Origin of the sequence: Pseudomaricurvus sp. HS19, assembly GCF_009857815.1 — a bacterium.
Taxonomy (GTDB): Bacteria; Pseudomonadota; Gammaproteobacteria; order Pseudomonadales; family Cellvibrionaceae; genus Pseudomaricurvus.
The window spans coordinates 21717-41165 of sequence record NZ_WVVW01000019.1 but is presented as its reverse complement, the minus strand read 5'-3'; the positions used below and the strand labels follow the sequence as shown (position 1 = coordinate 41165).

Annotated in this window: 1 protein-coding gene (cut by a window edge); it reads left to right on the top strand. The window is 60.4% G+C overall.

Going from position 1 to position 19449, the window contains the following annotated elements:
* A protein-coding gene (locus GSF27_RS17500; RefSeq protein WP_160971366.1) for a DUF4347 domain-containing protein crosses the window boundary here: on the top strand, nt 1–19449 show its 3' portion. 16575 nt of this gene lie to the left of the window's left edge; 19449 of the gene's 36024 nt are visible here — the last part of the coding sequence; the start codon falls outside the window, past its left edge; its stop codon occupies nt 19447–19449.

Sequence of the window (19449 nt, the reverse complement as noted above, 5' to 3'; positions counted from 1 at the left end):
GCCCGCTTCGACCTCGAATGTATCCACGAGGCGCCGGAAGACATTGCGGTACTCAACGAGAGCAGCGGCGAGCTGACCCTGCGTTACGCCGGCCGTGATTCCGACGGCCCTCACTCCTATACCGTGGATGTGTTTACCCCGGACATGGAGCTGTCGCTGCAGAAGCTGGTGGAGGAGGGCTTCCTCAATACCGAGTACTACACCAAGGCCGAGGAGACGGCGCTGCGGGATCAGATCCGCGCGCTGCGCCAGGACAACCCGGACGAAGACATTATTATTGTCAGTACCGGCCTGCGTGCCGAGGTGTTCCTCGCCAAAGACGTCAATACTCTGAAGATTGTCGGTACCAGTGGCAATGACCGCTATAGCCTCAAGCGCCTTAACGGCCGGGTGGCGGCCATTGAGGTTGCCACCCATGCCGGTGATGATTACCTGGAGATGATTGCTGACACCAACGTCACCGACATACTCCCCACCATGACCATCATTGGTGGCCTCGGCAACGATGTCTTCAATATCGATAACGCCATGCTCGGCACCGGCGGCAGCTATCGCATCGAAACCGGCGACGGCGACGATCAGGTGGACGTGCAGGGTGATAACAGCAGCTACGACGGTGTGGTCATCTACGGTGGTGAAGGCGACGATGTCATTCTGACCGGCGACGGTGACGAAACCGTTTACGGCGAAGGCGGTTTCGACTTTATTGCCACCTATGGCGGCGATGACACCATCTACGGTGGTGATGAGACCCTGGCCTACTTTACCGGTGCCGATGGCAACCAGCACCTGACGCCCATCTACCAGGCCGACGGCACGCCGTTTGCGCGCTACAACGCCGCTGGTATTCCGGTGGAAGCCGACGGTGTTACCGAAATTGTCCTGACCAAGGAAAACTCCCTGTTCCGCTCCCAGTTCGGCGATTACATTCACGCCGGCCTCGGCAGCAACACGGTGTACGGTGGATTGGGTAACGACGAAATCTTTGTCGGTGGCAAGGATGACGAGGGTAACCCCCTGCCGCAGGGCAACAACTTTATCTACGGCGAAGGCGGCGATGACATTATTGATGCCGGTACCGGTTCGGTAAATGTGGACGCTGGCGAGGGCGACGACCGCGTCGTGTGGCAATTTGCACCGCTGGCGGCGGGCTCCAGCCTGCTGATGCTGGGTGGTGAGGGTAACGATACCTTCGATGTCACCATCGACAACAACGCCAGTCAGGTGGAGCTGGTCAAAGCGTTTGCCGATATGGCGGATACCTCCGCGCGCCTGACGGTGAACCTCAGCAACAGTGTGGTGCTGGATCAGATTGAAGCCCTCAAACTGGATACCCAGCAAGAGAGCGACACCATTCGCATTGGCGACCTGATGGATACCTCGCTGCAGAGCGTGGATATCACCCTCGGCCAGCGCAAGGCGGTGGAATGGCAGGTGGAGCGTGATGTTGACGGCAACCACCAGGTCTATCCGGATGGCTACAGCGCCTACCAGGACGAAGACGGCAACTACATCACCGATGTGCGTCGTGGCGAATATTTCTACCGCTATGACCTGCAGGCGGGTGGCCAGTACCTCTACAACAGCGACGGCTCGCCGAAACTGCTCTCGGTTACCAATGCCGCCGCGGTCAGCGGCGTCGATCCCCGCCAGCAGGTGCAGGAGATCTGGCTGGCCGACGGCCTGGATGAGGTGACGGTCTTCTACGGCTATGACAGCAGTCTGCCGGACAACAACCGCTCTGACAGCAACAGTGCCACCCTCAGTGCCGATATGAGTGTTGATGAAGTGGTTGCGGCACTGGAGTCTATTACTGCCATCGGTGCCGGTGGTGTGCAGGTCACGGGTGCCGGCACCCAGGCCAACCCCTGGATTGTAACGCTGGTAGATGGGCTGGTTACCACCGACAGCAGCAACAACTATCGCCGATTTGCGCATCAGTATTTCGTGCAGGATTACAGCGGTGCCCTTACCCAGCGTGACGACACCCGCGCGGCGGAGTACCTCTACCGCCTCGATGTGGATGGCGCAGTCTATCTGGCCGGCGCCGACCAGACCCCGGCGGTCACCACCATCACCGATGCGGTGACCGCGGTAGATAAAAACGCCGCGCAGATGGTCTCCCTGACCCTGCTCGAAGGCCAGGGCATGCTCTGGTATGGCGATGAGGGTATTTCCCTCTCTGCCAGCCAGACCCTCAATGCCGCCGGCGATACGGTTGCCGGTATGGACGTGGCGGAAGTCAAACGTCGGCTGGAGTTGCTCAGCGGCATCAGCGAGGTGGCGGTTTCCGGTCAGGGCATCGACAGCGATCCGTGGCTGATTACCCTGATCAGTGCCGATACTGACGCCGGTGGCGACTTCCTGTTGTTTGAGATGGTGGCCGGTGGTTCTGCGTTGACTGACGCTGTGATTACCCGCACTCAGGCGAGTGCTGCCGACGCAGTGCTGCCCGCCAATGATCGCCAGCAGCTGGCGATTGACAGCGATGCTGTCAGCGCCGAGTTCTCCTATAACGGTGACAGTATAGAGGTGGCTCTGGATGGCAGTGCGGCTGCTGTTGAAGCGGCCCTCTTGTCCCTGAATGGTATTCGTACGGTGGAAGTGGTGGCCGGTAGTGGCGAAACGCCATGGCTGATTCAGCTGCTGGACGCCGATGCCGGCGCCGACGGCTATTACGCAATGGGTTACCAGATGTTGGAGCAGCTGCAGGACGCGGTGGCGGTAACGGCGGCGACCACCACCAATACCGGTGACACACAGTTGGTGGGCTTTGATACCCCGCGCGCGTTGGTGTGGTATGGCTTGCAGAGTGTTGAGCTGACCGCGGGCATGAGCAGTACCGATGTAGCTGCGGCGCTGGCGGAACTGGATGGCCTGCGTGCCGATACGGTGACCGTTAATGGCGGCAGTGGCACCGCCGCGGATCCCTGGCAGATTTTGTTGACGCCCGCGGATGACGTAGCGACTGAATATAGCGCCATGAAAGTCTCCCCCATCGACACGGTGGCAGCACCACAGCAGGTCACTGGTGAGGCAGTTACCAACAGTGGGCGGGTACAGTCGCTGGTATGGGATACCAGCGCCAGTACCCTCTGGTATGGTGACCAGGGCATGGACCTGGGCGCCCTCACCGCAGCCGGTATTGCAGCGGCCCTGGAAGCCCTTGATAACGTCGATGATGTGGCGGTCCTTGGCAGTGGTACTGCGGGCGATCCGTGGCAGGTGGTATTCCTGGACGCTGAAACCGACGCGGATGGCAACTACCTGCAACTGCGTGCCGAAGCGGAGCAGCAGGGCGGTGTGGCGGTACAGTCCACCAGTGAGCGTTACAGCCGCAGTGTGCGTGATGCCCTGGTAGCCACCCAGCAACTGTCCCTGGCCGATTGGCAGGATCACGCCTACTTCAGCTACAACGGCGCCGAAGTGGCGCTGGTGAAAGGCATGAGTGCCGCCGAGGTGGAGTTCTGGCTGGAATCCCTCGACACCATCGACGATGTGGTGGTGAGTGGTACCGGCAGCGAAGACAACCCCTGGAGTGTGGCTTTTGTAGCGGCCGACAGCGACGTTGATGGCTGGTTCGCCATGGAACGTAACGCCTACATCCAGCAGATGCAGGTGCCGTCGCAAATCATTGCCACCGACAACCTGCAGCTGCAGTACCTGAGCAGCAGCCAGGTGGTTGAGGGTGCCGTGATCTACTATGGCGACACCCAGATTACCCTGGGCAGCGGCGATCTTACCGCCAGCGGTCTGCAGACCCGTCTCACCAACGCCCTGCTGGACGTTACCGTGACGGAGAACGCCGGACTCTTCTCGGTCAGCTTTGATGCCGCTGACGCCACCCAGGCGTTGATCATCAACGCTGGCAGTGGTTTTGCCAGCGCCACCCTGGCGCAGGACATCAACGCCGCCATCGAGTTGCCTCGCTCCATTGCCGGCGCGACCTTCTCACTGGAGGGCCACAGCAGCTTTACCCTGAGCGCGGCTGAGTTCAGCGAGGCGAACTTTGTTGCCCACCTCTTTACCGACTGGGGCATTGTTGGCAGCGCGGCTGATGTCGAAGTCAGCGGTGATGGCAGTGCCCTGGCGCCCTGGGTGATCGACCTGATTGGCTACACCGGTGGTGCACCGATCATGGTCAGCTACGACCTCAGTGGTGCCGGTGTGCAGGCCATGCTCGACAATGCGGCCTCCAGCTACAAAACCGTGGAGCGCCGTGACGGCAGCGACAACTGGGAGATCGAACTGGATGGCAGCGGCAATCACGCTGTGCTGCCGGCCTTTGCCAGCGCCGGTTCGCTGGAGGGTTACCTCGCGGCCTTCCAGACCATTGAGAAGAACATGCCGCGCATGGTGGAGAAGCCCACCTGGAGCATCCCGGAAGGGGGCGGCGAGGCGGTTCTCGACGGCGGTACCGACTGGTTTGAAGATCCCACCTATGTCACCGACAAGGCGGTGGACAGTGTACGCATTGAGGGTGGCGACGGTCGCGATTACTTTACCGTTGGCCACGAGCTGCAGGACACCGGCTTGCCGGATCTGCAGAAAAATGTGGATACGGTGCAGGTGACTCACCAGCGTGTGGGCAGCGATGACAGCCTCTCCACCGACAAGGTGGTGATCACCATTCGCGGTATCGACCTGACCGACGACTTTGGTGATGAGCGCCACGACAGTATTGAAGTGGATGCCGGTGCGGGAGATGACTTTATCATCGCCGGACTCACGCCCAACAATGAGTTTATTCTTGGCAATGACATTCTCGCCAGCCAGGTGCTCACCTCCCGTGCGGTGGACAACCTGAAGCTCACCGGTGGTGACGGCGACGATCGCCTCATTGGTACCTCCCGCGATGACATCATCAATTCCGGCGAGGGCAGCGATACCGTCACCGGCGGTGCCGGTACCGATCAGTTTATCGACGAGGACAGCGACGGTATTGCCGACATCGATACCCTGATCGAGGCCCGTGACCTGGACTTCTCGCTGTCGGATGCCAGCCTGCATGTGACCGGTTCCGAGCGGTCACTGCTGGATCCGGAAGTGATGGTGGCGGTGGACGAGGCCGAAACCAATGTCAGCGTGTTTGAGGCGTTCTCCCTATACGGTGGTGCCAGCAGCAACAGCTTCGCCCTCAGTGAATTCACCAAAACCGCCTTCCTCGATGGCAGTATGGGTTCCGATACCTATGTCACCACTCTCAGTGGTGCTGTGGTAGGTCAATCCAACGTGCATGTGATGGACAGTGGCACCGGTGCTACCGACTCCGACTCGCTGGAGATCTGGGGCGGTGACGCCAACGACACCATGCACCTGAACGTGGACGCCAGCTACCAGCGGCTGCAGCGCAACAACTTCAGCGACAGCTTCGAACTGGGCTACAACGGTGGCAGTGTCACCATTGACGCCGGCGATGATGCGGCGGCGATCCGCAGCGCACTGCTGGACGCCAACCTGGGTATCCGTGACCTCAATATCTCCGGTAGCGGCAACGCGCTGGATCCGTGGATCATTGAACTGCTGGATGCTGATACCGACGCTGAAGGTAACTATTTCCTCTTCACCAGCTCTTCCCCGGCAGTGGCAGAGACCAGTGTCTTGCGTGCCTTTGCCGAACGCATTGATGACGACAGCATTGCCGCAGCATTGCTGGCTGGCAAGCCGGATGTGGATGGCCTGTTCGAACGCGCCGCCAACGAGATCCAGGTGTTCAGCATCATGCCCGGCGAGACCGGCAGCTATACCCTGACCTATGATGGTGACGCAACCACAACCCTGACCGACGCCTCTACCCGGGAAGAGATCGAGGCGGCGCTGGAAGCCCTGGATACCATTGTCTCGGCAACGGTAACCGGGTCCGGCACCAGCCAGGATCCCTGGTATGTGTTGCTCAACGACGCCACCCTGGACGAGCAGGGCAACTATCACCTGCTGGCGAGTGACAACAGCACACTGATCAATGCGCCGGTGGATATTGCCGATGCCATTGCCAGCACCCGTCCGTCCATTTCGCTGGCGGCGCCGGCGCAATACCAGCGTGTCTACTACAACACCTCGGCGGAAAATATCGTCGTGCACGGCGGCGGCGGTAACGACACCATCGTTTCCGATGCCACCATGGGGGCGTTGTATGTCTACGGTGACGAAGGCAACGATAACTTCCTCATTGGCCGTGTCATCAAGACCACCTTCGTGGACGATGGTCACGGCACCCAGATCGAGGTAGTGGATGGTGAACAGGGCATTACCGCTGGTGTGAACTACAACGGCTACTTCTTCGGTGGTGATGGCAACGACTACTTTGAGGTCAACCACAACATCGGTGAACTGTCGCTGTTTGGCGAGCGCGGTGACGATACCTTCTTCCTCAAGGCGCACCTGCTGGCCGGTGCTGGCAGCAGTCTGCTGGATGTCAGCGGCGGTGAAATTTCCGCCGGTGCCGGTGATGAAAATTACAACGTACAGGAAGATGAGACCGATACGCTGATCAGCTACGTGAAGAACAACCGCGTCTCCATCTACGGTGGTTCCGGCTTTGACACCCTGGTGTTGTCCGGTACCCGCCTGGGTGACGAGTTCTATATCTTCACCGACGAAAACAGCAAGCAGTACATCTATGGTGCCGGTCTCAAGGTGGAAGGTGTCAGTGGCGTGGAACGCCTGGCCCTGATCACCGGTGCCGGTGATGACACCATCAACCTCTACGGCCTGGACGCCAACATCAGCCTGGTGCTAAGCCTCGGCTCCGGCAACGACAAGGTCAACCTGGGCGGCGAAGAGAAATCCTTTGATGTCACCTATCCGGCTTCCAGCGCGGTCTATACCGTGGAGCAGCAGGTACTGGAGGATATGTTCAGCAGTCAGTCGTTCACCAATAACGATGTGATCTTCGCCAAGCGCGACATGAACTCCACCGAGCGCCAGAAGGCCTGGGCCGAGTTCTACAAGAAGTGGATCAAGAGTGGTGTGGAAACCACCATCAGCGATGATCACTGGCGCCTGCTGGAGGCCAACCTGGCGGTGGGACTGAAGCTCTATGCCCAGGGCTTTGAGAAAGCCCTGCGGGCGCCGGTGCACAACACCTATCTGTACGGTGTCAGTTGGCGCACTATCCCCGGTACCGCGTTCTCCTACCCGGTACTGGAGCGCAACTCGTCGGCGGTGTGGGATTACAACGACCAGCTCAACCAGCTGGAAGAGATTCTCAACGCCGGCCAGGAGTGGGGCCAGAACCATCCCGACGGGGACTACGAGTTCGATTTCCTCAACGGTGGTACGGCGCCGGAGATGCCGGATGAGATCGACTTCGGAGTGTTGTCGGCGGTGGGGGCCACCAGCGGCATCTACGCCGGTGGCCGCAGCCTGGATGAAATCCTCTACACCAACTTCGTTCGCGAAGTGGTGGCGCGTACCATCTGGGGTGATTTCATTCACACCGACCAGGTGCGCCAGGGGACCGAACTGAACAGCACGCGTATCGACGACTGGGGCTATGAGCCGGACTTCTACAAGGGCGATATCTACGCCGACCAGATGCCGGCCGACTATGTGGACCTGTGGATCTTCGGCGGCTACTACACCAACATGCCGCACATTGCCGGCGAAGAGGGTGTATGGGCCGCAGAAGGCCTCTCCGGCAAGGATATGTTCTGGGACCTGATCTCCCTCTTCTACGATGTGGAGGCGGAGAAAAATGTCTCCATCAACCTGGTACAGAACTACGATGCTGAGCAGGTGGACGGTGTTGCCTCCTACCGCTTTGACGGTCTGCCGGAGCGTACCGTCACCAAGATCCTGCCGGAAAACTACGATATCTCCCGTATCGCCGGCCTGGTGAAAATAGCCGGTGGCGCCGGTAGTGACACCATTGAGGTCAATGCCAGGGACAGTGCCGGCCTGGATGTGAAACTGGTCAAGCAGGAGCAGGAGAAAGTCAGCTTCGAGTTTGATACCAGTGCCTTTACCGGCACTATTCCTTCCGGCATGACCCACGACGATCTGCAGGCGGCGCTGTTGCGCGCGCACAAGGATCTGCAGGTGGGCGTATTGGATGACCTCCTGGCCGGTGAGATCGACAGTGCCGAGGTGGTGCTGACAGAAGACAGTGTCACCAATACCTTCTACGCGCTGGATTATCTCGACGACCTGGCGCAGGCGTTGGTGGCATTGAAAGGCGGCAGTGCACTGGATACCAGTGCCAAGCTGGCCTACGCCGACAAGCTGGAGGGCTTCACCCTGCGTGGCCTGCAGCTGATGGGTGAAAACGTCATCAGCAGTTACGACTTCTCCATGGCGGCGCTGGAGCAGCTGTTGCTGGATCCGCAACTGGGCAATATCACTGGCAGCGGCGACGTCAGAACGGCACTGGAGGCGCTGCAGGGTTACCTGAATCTCTCCTCTGTGCGCACTGATCTGAAAGCCGATGGCTTTGACATCAGCTCCGAATCTGCACTCAAGGTCTATCAGCAGACGCAGCTGGATACCACCGTACGCTCGGTCACCTACGAGTATTCCCAGCATATCTGGGATAACGACGAGTACGACCTGGCGGTGGACTGGAATGCATCCACTGGTGACTACGCCACTCGCCTTGATCCCAATGCCGACGATGTGCAGGCGCTGGCCGATAACGACAACGGCTACGCCGCCCTGGCGTCGGGCAAAACCGACTACAGCACCCAGGCTGTGCCGGATACCCGTGAGCTGATCGCCATCCACTACACCGTCGGTGATGCTTCCGGCACCCAGGTCAGTGGCAGTGTTGGCGGTCTCAACGATCCGCTGCGGGGCAAGGATATTGAACTGAACAAGGCCTATATGGCCGCCGTCGATGACCTTGATCACTCCTACTACAGCTACTCCTACTATGGCGTGGGCAGCAATCACGAAGTGGTGCTGGAGAGCGTGGCGATTCGTCGACTTAACCAGGCCAGTGAGGACGTTTTCAGATCCGACCTGCTGGATGGGGGGACCTACCTCAACAGCACCAACTGGAAGGCCTATGTGGCGGCAGCGGGGCTGAGTGAAATGGCCTTTACGGATGCCAATGTTCAGGCCCTGATCGAAACCTTCGATGGCGGTCAGCGCTTGCGCAGCGATGTGGAAGCGCCGTTGATCGACGGTCTTATTATCGACAAGGATGTGGACGGAACCTCCCGTGAACACACCATCGATATCGGCTCTGTACCGGACGACGCCGGCTTCTATTTGCCGGAGTATGTGGAGGTCAACCTCAGCATTGACTACAGCATCACTGTCAACAGTGAGTATGTCACCGGCAAGGGTGAAGTGGAGAAAATCATCAGCTTCGACACCCTGCAGGGGCTGAACCAGTACGGCCTGCGCATGGCCGGGCTGGAGGTGATTGATCTCAACCTCAACGCGGCGTCCGCGGCTGACAATACCCGTGATATTACCGACACAGTGGCGGTGAAGAGTGTGCATCACCTGGATGACATTACCGTCAATACCGGTGCCGGAGACGACCAGGTGTATATGTCGGCCGCCACTGCCGATGCGGTGGTGATCAATACCGGTGCCGGTGACGATGTTATTAATATCGCCGCTACCGGTGCCATGGCTGACATCAACGCCGGTGACGACGACGATACCATTCGCGTCAACTACAACAGCCTCGGTGAGCAGACCTTTGCCAACGGCATTGGCGGCACCATTAACCTGCATGGCCAGCTGGGCAGCGATCACTATCACGTGGCGCTGGCCGGTGAAGGTTCGTCAATCATCAATGTGGACGATCAGTCCACCGGTGACCTGACTGCCATCAACCTGCTCAACGTCTACGGCACCGACGGCGTGGACAACTTCCTCTTCCGTCCGCATTCCATCAACGCCATGGAGACCGATGCCGATGGCCAGCGTGTGGTTGGCGGTACGGTTGAGCGCATCAACTACGGCAGCGATCTCAATGGCGGCATCACCGTGTTTGGTCGCGATGGTGACGACAACTTTGTCTTTGATGACACCTCGGCGGTAATGACGGTGTTCGGTGATGGTGGCGACGACAACTTCCAGGTGGGGCAGATCTTCAACTCACCGCGGGACGGCGACGCCGGTCTGGCGCCGGAAGATTATTTCGACACTACCCGTATTACCCAGGGCTTTATCAGCAGCGGTATCAGCTACTCGGCTACCCTGCGTGGCGGTGTGGGTGAAGACAGTTTCACCATCTATCGCAACGTGGCGGAAATCTCGCTCTACGGTGACGAGGATAACGATACCTTCCTGATTCGCAGTTTTGTGCTGGTGGACCCCAACGACCCCAACGCGCCATTTACCAACATCAACGGTGGTCAGGGGGCTGACTTTATCAGCTACGCCATGAACGCCCCGGTCAATATCGCCGGTGGCGATGGCCTTGATACCGTCACCATTCTCGGTACCGAGATGGGCGATGACTTTGTCATTACCTCTACCGGTGTTTACGGTGCCGGTCGCTTCACCAACTTCGACGGCATCGAGAAGCTGGTGATCGACGGTATGGAAGGTAACGATACCTTCTACGTGCACAGCACCGATGAGGGTGTGCAGGTGAACCTGGTGGGTGGCCTTGGCAGTGACACCTTTGAAACAGCCGGTGGCAACGACGGTGAACCGGTAGCGGTAGTGGCCGACGACCTGCTGGGTCACAGCGGCAGCATCGAGAATGTGATCAGCAGTAACGACGCGCGCCTGGAGGCGATCCGGCAACTGCTGGTGGCCAATGTGCAGGACGACGACGAAGCCGGCATTATCATTCGTCCGGTGGCGGGCTCTCTGCGCGCCTGGGAAGACGAAGATGGTGCTGTACTTGCCGACCCCAACGCCATCAATACCTATGAAGTGGTGCTCACCCGTCCGCCGGAAGATGTGGTGCGGGTGACTGCCACTGCCACCTTGCCGGAGGAGGCCATTGCCGAAGCCGGTGGCGAAGGCGTGACCCTGAACGGTAACAGCAATGCCACTACCCTGCTGTTTGACCGCAGCAACTGGTTTATCGCCCAGACCATTACCGTGCGCGCCATCGATGATTTGCTGGCGGAAGGTAACACCAACATCGAGATCCGCCACAGCGTGATGGAAGGCCTGAGTGACGAGGATGGTGGTGCCTACGACCGCCTGGTGGCCAGCCGTATGGTGGTGGAGGTGATCGACAATGATGCGCCTTCGGTGGTGATCAGCCAGAACAACAACCAGCCGCTGGTGGCGGAAGACATCACCCAGCTGAACGAGGACTCCTACCGTGTGGTGCTGAGCAAGCAGCCGACAGAGGATGTCACCGTTACCGTGGGCGCCGATGGCCAGCTGCAACTGCGCAAGGCGGGGGATATTGATTTCGCCGACAGCGTCGCGCTCACCTTTACCGCCGCCAACTGGGATCAGGCGCAGACCGTTGAGTTCAGTGCGGTAGCCGACGACCTGGTGGAAGGCACTCACTACGGCCGTATCTCCCATCTGGTCAGCAGCGCCGACAGCGACTACGACGGCCTCGCCATGGGCGTGGTGGATGTCACCATCGCCGACGGTGATTACCCAACTCTGCTACTGCTGGAGCGTCATGAGATCGACATGGATGGCAACGCGGCCACCACTGACGATGTCATCACCTCCTACAGTCTGCAGGATGGTTCCAGCACTCAGGTGGCAGAGCGTGCCGAGACCGGTGTGCTGGCACAGGGTGAAGTGATCAGTGGCAGCGGTACTACCTTCACCGGTAGTGTGGGTATTGCCGAAGTGGATGAGCTGAAGGGCAACGATGCCTGGTTCTACGCCCAGGATCTCTCCCTGGCGCGCTGGAGTACCGCGGTCAACACGGCTATTCAGAATTCCGAGACCGTGCCGCATCTGACGGTGAACGCCACCGGTGACGGCAGTCGCGACTACTACGAGGTGCAGGTGACCGACGCCATGCTCAGCGCCGCTGGCGGCAGCCTGACTCTGGTAGCGGATGTGGATCACGGCTATGAAGGCGGAGACAGTGTCTGGTGGCAGAGCGCCCTGAGCATCTCCCGTGTGGTCAGTGGTGAGGCGCAGCAGATCGCCAGCTCCGGCTTTGGCAGTGCCTCCGGGGATGTGGGCAGCAGCACCTCCAGCGATGCCAGCCTGTCGGCGTCGATCTCTACTGCAGGGACCTACATTATTGCCGTGGATGGCCGCACCGATGGTGGTGCGGCTTACGGTACCGGCGTGCCGGAAGGGGTGGATTACCAGCTGCACATCAGCCTGCCACAGCAGGAGGTGGCGGACTTCAAGTTCGTACCGGCCCCGGTACTGGAAAACGAATCCCAATCCTCCGGCGCAGGTCAGTCCCTCAGTGGTGGCGCCAACACCGGCTGGTACGACACGCCCAACGCCAATATTGGCAATGTGGAGCTGGGTGGCACTATCGACGACAGCATGTCCCACATCACCATTGAGGGCAGCGGTTCCGGTTACAAGGATCGCTACACCTTCGACGTGACAGACGACATGCTCTCCAGTACCGCCGGTGTGATCAACACCGGCCTCTCCAGCGCCGGTACCACTGCGGGCTGGTACACCAGCGCGGTGGTGAGCTTCCCCGCCACGGTCACCGTGGGTGACAGCTGGGTGGTCAATATCAGCGGCAGCGATTACACCGTCACCGCCACCAGCACCACTGGTGCAGACCTGGCGACAGACCTGCTCGGCCAGTTGCAGGGTTCCGGCACGGGTCTGCCATCCGGGTTCAGCACCCAAATGGGAGCTGGCAGCGGGCAGGTGAGCATCGATAACGCCAGTGCCGGCTTTACCCTGGACGTACAGCGCGAGAGCACGCTCAGTGCCTCCGCCACCGGCACCAGCCTGAGCGTCAACACCCTGAAACTGTCCGATGCGGCCACCGTAGCCGATGGCCAGACCTGGGTGCTGACGGTAGGTGGCAAGGAGTACCCGGTGAATACCGACAGTACGCCTCTTTATATGGAAGTGGGCAACGCCCTGGTGAGCGCGTTGCTGACCGATCTTGGCAGTGACTATCGCGTTGAGTATTCACTGCTGGATCGCGAGCTGGTGATTACCGACCTGGCCTCCGTGGACGTCAGTCTCAAGGTGATTGATAACGATCAGGACGCTGCCACCAGCAGCTCTCAGTTGCTGGAGACGACCTTCACCCTGGGCGGCAATGTGGTGGAAAACCGGACCTGGTCGGTGACCGTAGATGGTGAGACAAGCCAGGTGATGGCCAGCAAGGACAGCGGCGGTAACCTGCCGACCCTGGCTGAGCTGACCGACCAGTTGCAGGCCGACCTCGACAGCAAGCTGGGCGCGGATTATACCGTCACCTATACCAGTGGCACCGGCTTCACCGTCGCCCGCACTGATGGCGATGGTATGACCGTCTCCTCCACCGCCTCCGGCGTGGGCAGCGTGGCGGAATCCGGCAAGCTCTACCAGCAGAAGCTGATGCTGGACAGCACGGTAGCGGCCAGCGGCTGGCAGCTGATGAACGGTTCCACGGCACTGGCCAGCGTCAGTGATGCCAGCCTCAGCCTGGACGAGATCGGCGCCTATTTCGCGGCCAATATCGGCAGCGGCTACAGCGCAACTTACGACGATGCCAGCGATACCCTGGTGGTCACCCGCAGCAGCGGTATCGATCCGGCGCTGTCGGTGATCGCGGATGTGGATATCACCACCAGCGGTAGCCCCACCACCACCAGTACGACTGTCTATACCCAGAGCATTGCCCTGGGCAGTTACAGCTTCAGTGGTGACCAGTGGTCCCTGACCCTGGATGGCATAACCCATTCCATCACCGCCAACAGCGACCTGGCTGCGGCGGCCAGTGCCCTCAACAGCCAGTTCAGCGATTACGACATCAGTGCCGGCAGCGGCGAACTGGTGATTGTGGCCAATGATGAAAGTGCGGTCACTGCCAGCCTGCTGATCACCAGCGACGAAGCGCTGGCCGATTCCACGGCCGATACGCGGGAGCGCTGGGACCGGTTTGTACTGGATCTCTCCAGTGACAGTTCGCCGGCGGTGGGAGACAAATGGACGCTGATGGTCAATGGCGTGGACTACACCCACACCGTGACCCAGGCCGATATCGACAACACCGCGCCCATCAACAATTTGGTGGCCGATGGCCTGATGGCGAAGTTGTACGCCGCCGGTCTCACCAGCAGTGACAGCGCCACCGGTGCACGGGTGGTGATCAACAGCATCGACGATGCGGTGGTCACCCACGCGCGCCAGGCGTTTGTACAGGGGCTGTTTGATATCGACTTCGGTCGCTCCTATACCGACAGCTACAACTACAGCTACTCCTCGTACAGCAGCTGGAGCACAGGTACTGCGGGTATCGACCAGAGCATCTACGAGCAGAGCGTCACCACCACGACCAGCTACAGCTACAGCTACGTGCCCTACCTGAAGCTGTTCGACAGCAGCGGTCAGCAGGTCGCCGCCACCACCGATTTCAGCGACCAGCTGGATGCCGGCAGCAGCGACCCGCGCGACCCTCTGCAGCTGATGTTGTTGGACAAGGCCGATACCTACACGGTTGAAGTGGGTTACAGCGTCACCTACAGCGGTTATGAAACCGTGGTGACGACCCTGTCGCAACACAACTATGGCCTGTTTGGTATTTTCGGCGGCACGACAACCAGCAGCTCGTCGACACAAACCAACCTCGCCAGTGGCAGCTTTGAGCAGGGTATCACCCGTGATTACCAGCTCAACATCTCCCTCGACGGCCACCCGTTGGATACCGACTTTGTCGACCTGGTGGGTATGACCCTGACGCTGATCAGTGATGACCCGCTCAAGAATGGCAACAGCGCGGTCATTACCGGCTACGACGTGGAGCTGGATCAGTTCACGCTGGCGTCAGGGCTGACCCTGGCGGCGGGGGATCGCTATGAAATCACCTACAACGTGGAGGCGGAGTACGCGGCTTACGGCGTTGAAGCCAACACCAGCTGGCAGCGTGACCAGTACTTTATGGTGCTCTCCGGACAGCCCACTGACACGGTGACCGTTGCGGTCAATGGTGTTGAAACCCGTACCTATGATGGTGATCGCGCCTTCAGTGACGATGCGGAGAACAACGCTATTCAGGTGGAAACCGGCACTAACGAAGTGGTGTTCGAAACCAGTACCTGGAACACCATCCGGCAGGTGGATGTCACGGAGTATGAAGACCTGGTGGTCGACGGCGGCGATGTGAAGGTATTTGCTCCTGGCACTGAGCGCGTCAACCAGATCCGCGGGCCGCTGTTTATCAATGGTGGTGAGCAACTGGGGGCTGATTACCTGCTCAATGATCCGGTGATGCTGCCGGATGAGACCAACCTGTTCCCGGCTGAAGGTGAGATCACCCTGTTGGGCGGCAATCAGATTACCAACGCCGATGCGCAGTACTGGGATCCGGTCAGCAAGGCGTTTGCCGATGGCTTTGATGCCCGTATTGCCGGCTCGCCTTACGAAATCAGTATTGTCCGCGACGGCAAGTTGCTGGCGCTGGTGGATATCGAGGGCATCAGTGAAGACCTGACTACCCTCACCCTGGCGGCGCTGCCGGAGGGTGTGGTGCTGCAGGATGGTGACGAGTACTTTATCCGTCCAGTCAACCTCAACTCCCGCGTGGATGAGTCGGTGCAGGTGGATGTGCTTAACATCTACAACGCCGGCAGCCCCGCCGAGGAGTCCCTCACCCTGACCCACAACCACCTTACTGGTCTGGGCATGGGTGACGACGTGGTGATCGGCGGCACGGCCATTGCCGGTGGTATCCACTACGAGAACCTGGAAGGCCTCAACATCAACCTGGGCTCCGGTGTGGATCATGTCACCGTCGAATCCACCCACAGCGGCAACACCCACATCGATACCGGACTCGGTGCCGATGTGGTCACCGTGCAAACCGTGGCCGGGGTGACCACCCTCAGCACCGGTGCCGGTGACGATACCGTCACGGTCAGCAGCAATGAGCAGCTGGTGGATGAGATCGCCAACCTGCTGGCGGTGGATATGGGTGGCAACGGTAACGATCAGCTGCATGTCGACGACCGCGGTGACACGGCGGACAACAGCATGACCCTGTCCGACACCACCCTCACCGGGCTGGACATGCCTTCGCTGGCTGAGATCCAGACGCTGAAAGTGCGGGCGGCAGCCGGCAGCTACGACGTCGACTTTGGCAGCTACGGTGTGCTGACCCTGGACTACGGTCTGGATGCCAGCGCCATGGCCGCGGCACTCAACAATCACTTCGGCATCGCCAGTGGCATCACGGCAACGCTGGAGATCTCCGCCAGTGGTTACCTGTACGGGATCACCTCTGGCGGTGAACTGGCAGGCGTGGATCTGGCACCCATGGTTGTGGATACCGCTAACCTCAGCGGCGACGCCAGCACCTCGGTGGCGGCGGAAGTGGCGGTGGTACGTGAAGGCGCCACCAGCGCCACCAGCGGCACCGTGCAGGCGCTCACCGTGACTGCCACCAGCGGCGACTATGTGCTGGAAGTGCTGGGCCAGCAGGTTGCGGTGGCCTGGGACGCGGACGCCAGTGCCCTGCTGGCGGCGCTGCAGCCGGTACTCAACCCCAACAACAGTAACCCGGCGTTGCCTCACACCAACAATGTGCAGGTGACCCGCCTGGGCAGTGACTGGCTGATCAGCCTGCGCGGCGAGTACGCCGACGAGTTGATCACGGTTGTCTCCGGCGCAGAGATTGCCACCCGTATGGACGGCATCAGCTACTACGGTGTTGACCAGCTGACCATCGACACCGGTTCCGGTGCCGACCAGATCAATGTGCAGGCCACTGCAGCGGCGACCACCACCAGCATCAACACCAACGCTGGCGATGACCGCATCGAGGTGGCCAGCGACGCGGTGGGTGATTTCGCTAACGGCGAGACAGCGCACGGCACCCTGGACGGTATTGCCGGTGAGCTTAACCTGGACGCCGGTGAGGGCAGTAACCGCCTCTACATCAGTGACTTTGACAGCAGTGCAGCGGACACCGATGTGGAGATTACCTCCACCACGGTCAGTGGCCTGGCGCCGGCATTGATCAACTACAGCGCCACCGGTGGCAACTTCGACAGCGACCTGGTGATCTGGAGTGGCAGCGGTGACGACCAGATTACGGTCAGCAGTGTTTACACCGGCAGCGTCACAGTCACCACGGTCTACAGCAACAGCGGTAACGACACCATTGTGGTGACCGCCAGTGATGATCTCCTCAATCCCGCCCACAGTGTGCTGGCACCGGTGTGGGGCGACGAGGCGCGCAGGCTCTCCTTGCGCACCCAGGATGGTAATGACCTGGTGGACGCTACCGACGCCTCCCTGGCGATACAGGTCTACGCCGGCAATGGCGACGACCTGGTGCTGGGCAGCAGCGGTGATGATGTGCTGCACGGTGATGCCGGCAACGACCGTATCTTTGGCCAGGGCGGCAATGACCTCATTTATGGTGACGCCGGTTTCGATACCCTGGAGGGCAACGACGGCGACGATCAGATCCTTGGCGGCGACGACATGGACCTGATCAGCGGTAATGCCGGTGATGATGTGATCGAAGGCGGCGCCGGTGACGACATCCTCTTCGGTGACAGCGGCGACGCACAGGATGAGCTGGGCAATTCCCTGCTGGCCAGTGAGCTGGCCAGCCTGGCCACCATCATCACCCTGGACCTGAATCTCGAAGGCGACGACACCATCGACGGTGGCCTCGGTGCCGACCGCATTATTGCCGGCCTCGGCGACGATACGGTCACCGACACCGATGGCGACAATATTATCCTCGGTGACCTGGGTGATATCGCCTATCTGGCCGGCACCCTGTTGCGGGTGCGCGCCCGTGAAGAGCTGGGTGGCGACGATACCCTCACCGCCGGTGGCAATGGTGGCTTCAACCTGATCCTGGGTGGTCAGGGGGCGGACACCATTCGCATCCTCGCCGGTGACAGCCTGCTGGTGGGTGACAGCGCCAATGTCAGCTGGCAGGGCGGCGTGTTGCGTGAAGTCATCAGTAGCGATGAGCACCTGGGTGGCGATGACAACATCACGGTCGACAGCGGCAACGGTGTTGTGGTGGCCGGGCAGGGGGCTGACAGCATCAGCTCCGGTGCCGGTGATCAACTGGTGCTGGGTGATAACGGCCTGGTGCGCTGGAGTGCTGCGGGCGTGCGGGAGCGGGTGGAAACCACCACACCTTACCAGGGTGGCGACGACACCTTCGCACTGTTCGGCGGTAATAACACCGTGCTGGCCGGTATCGGTGACGATGCCATCACCACCGGTGACGGCAACGATGACATCATTGGCGACAACGGCGAGATCCTGTTCGACGCTAATGGCGACCTGACGCTGATGCGTACCACCGACCTGGATGACTCCACGGCGGGCAATGACACCATCAACAGCGGTGGTGGCAATGACCGTATCATGGCGGGCTTTGGTCAGGACATCGTCCGCGCCGGTAGTGGCAACGACCTGGTGATGGGCGATCAGGGGATTTTCCTCTACCGCAACAACACCTTCCAGTTCGCCTCCACCATCTCCGAGCCGGCCGGCGGTAACGATCTGCTGCTGCTGGGCGACGGCAATGACCGCGCCTTCGGTGGCGGTGGTGACGACCAGCTGCTGGGCGGTGCCGGCAACGACATCCTGGTGGGTGACTTTGCCGACATGGGTTACGACCGCAGCGGCAACTTCTATGTTGATACCTCTCACCTGGGCATGGGCGGCAATGACATCCTCTATGGCGGTGACAACTATGACTGGTTGCTGGGTGGCGGTGGCAGTGACTACTTCTTCGGTCGCTTCAGCACGGACCTGATCCTGGGTAACTACGGTCGTATCACTCTCAAGTCGGCGCTGGATGGTGTGCAGGTCTCTGCCGTGCCGGACAAGCTGGACCTGATCGGCAGCAAGCAGGCGGGGCTGTATAACAACAGCCTGCTGGATCCCCGCTTCCAGTGGGATCCGGTGCTGGAAGCCTTCGTGGTGCCGAACATGGATGTGCGCAGTGACTCTGCCCTGACCCTGAGGCCGCTCATGGGCGGCAGTGGTGATCTGGCACAGCTGAGCGATGCACAGCTGCAGCAGTTCCTGCAAAACCTGCCGATGCCGACTTCCACGGATTGTGAGCTGGTGAGTGACGAGGGTGAGTGTCTGGTACCTGCCCAGGCGCCGTCCGCACCATCCGCGGCGCCGCTGCAGGAGCAGCAGCCTGAGTCTGAGCCGCCGGCGCAGATGAATGAGTCTGGCGACAGTGCTATGATCGATGCGGCCATGGCTGCATCGCTGCTGGCCGTGGCCCGTGGACGTGGCTGGCGCCTGCCGCAGAGAGAGCGGCAGCGTCAGTTGCAACTGCAGGAGGAGTGGCTACAACGGCGTTCCGAAACGCCGGAGAGCAGCCGCGCGCAACGCTGGCTGGCGGAGGAGAATCCGCTGCGCCGCGATCCGCATTAG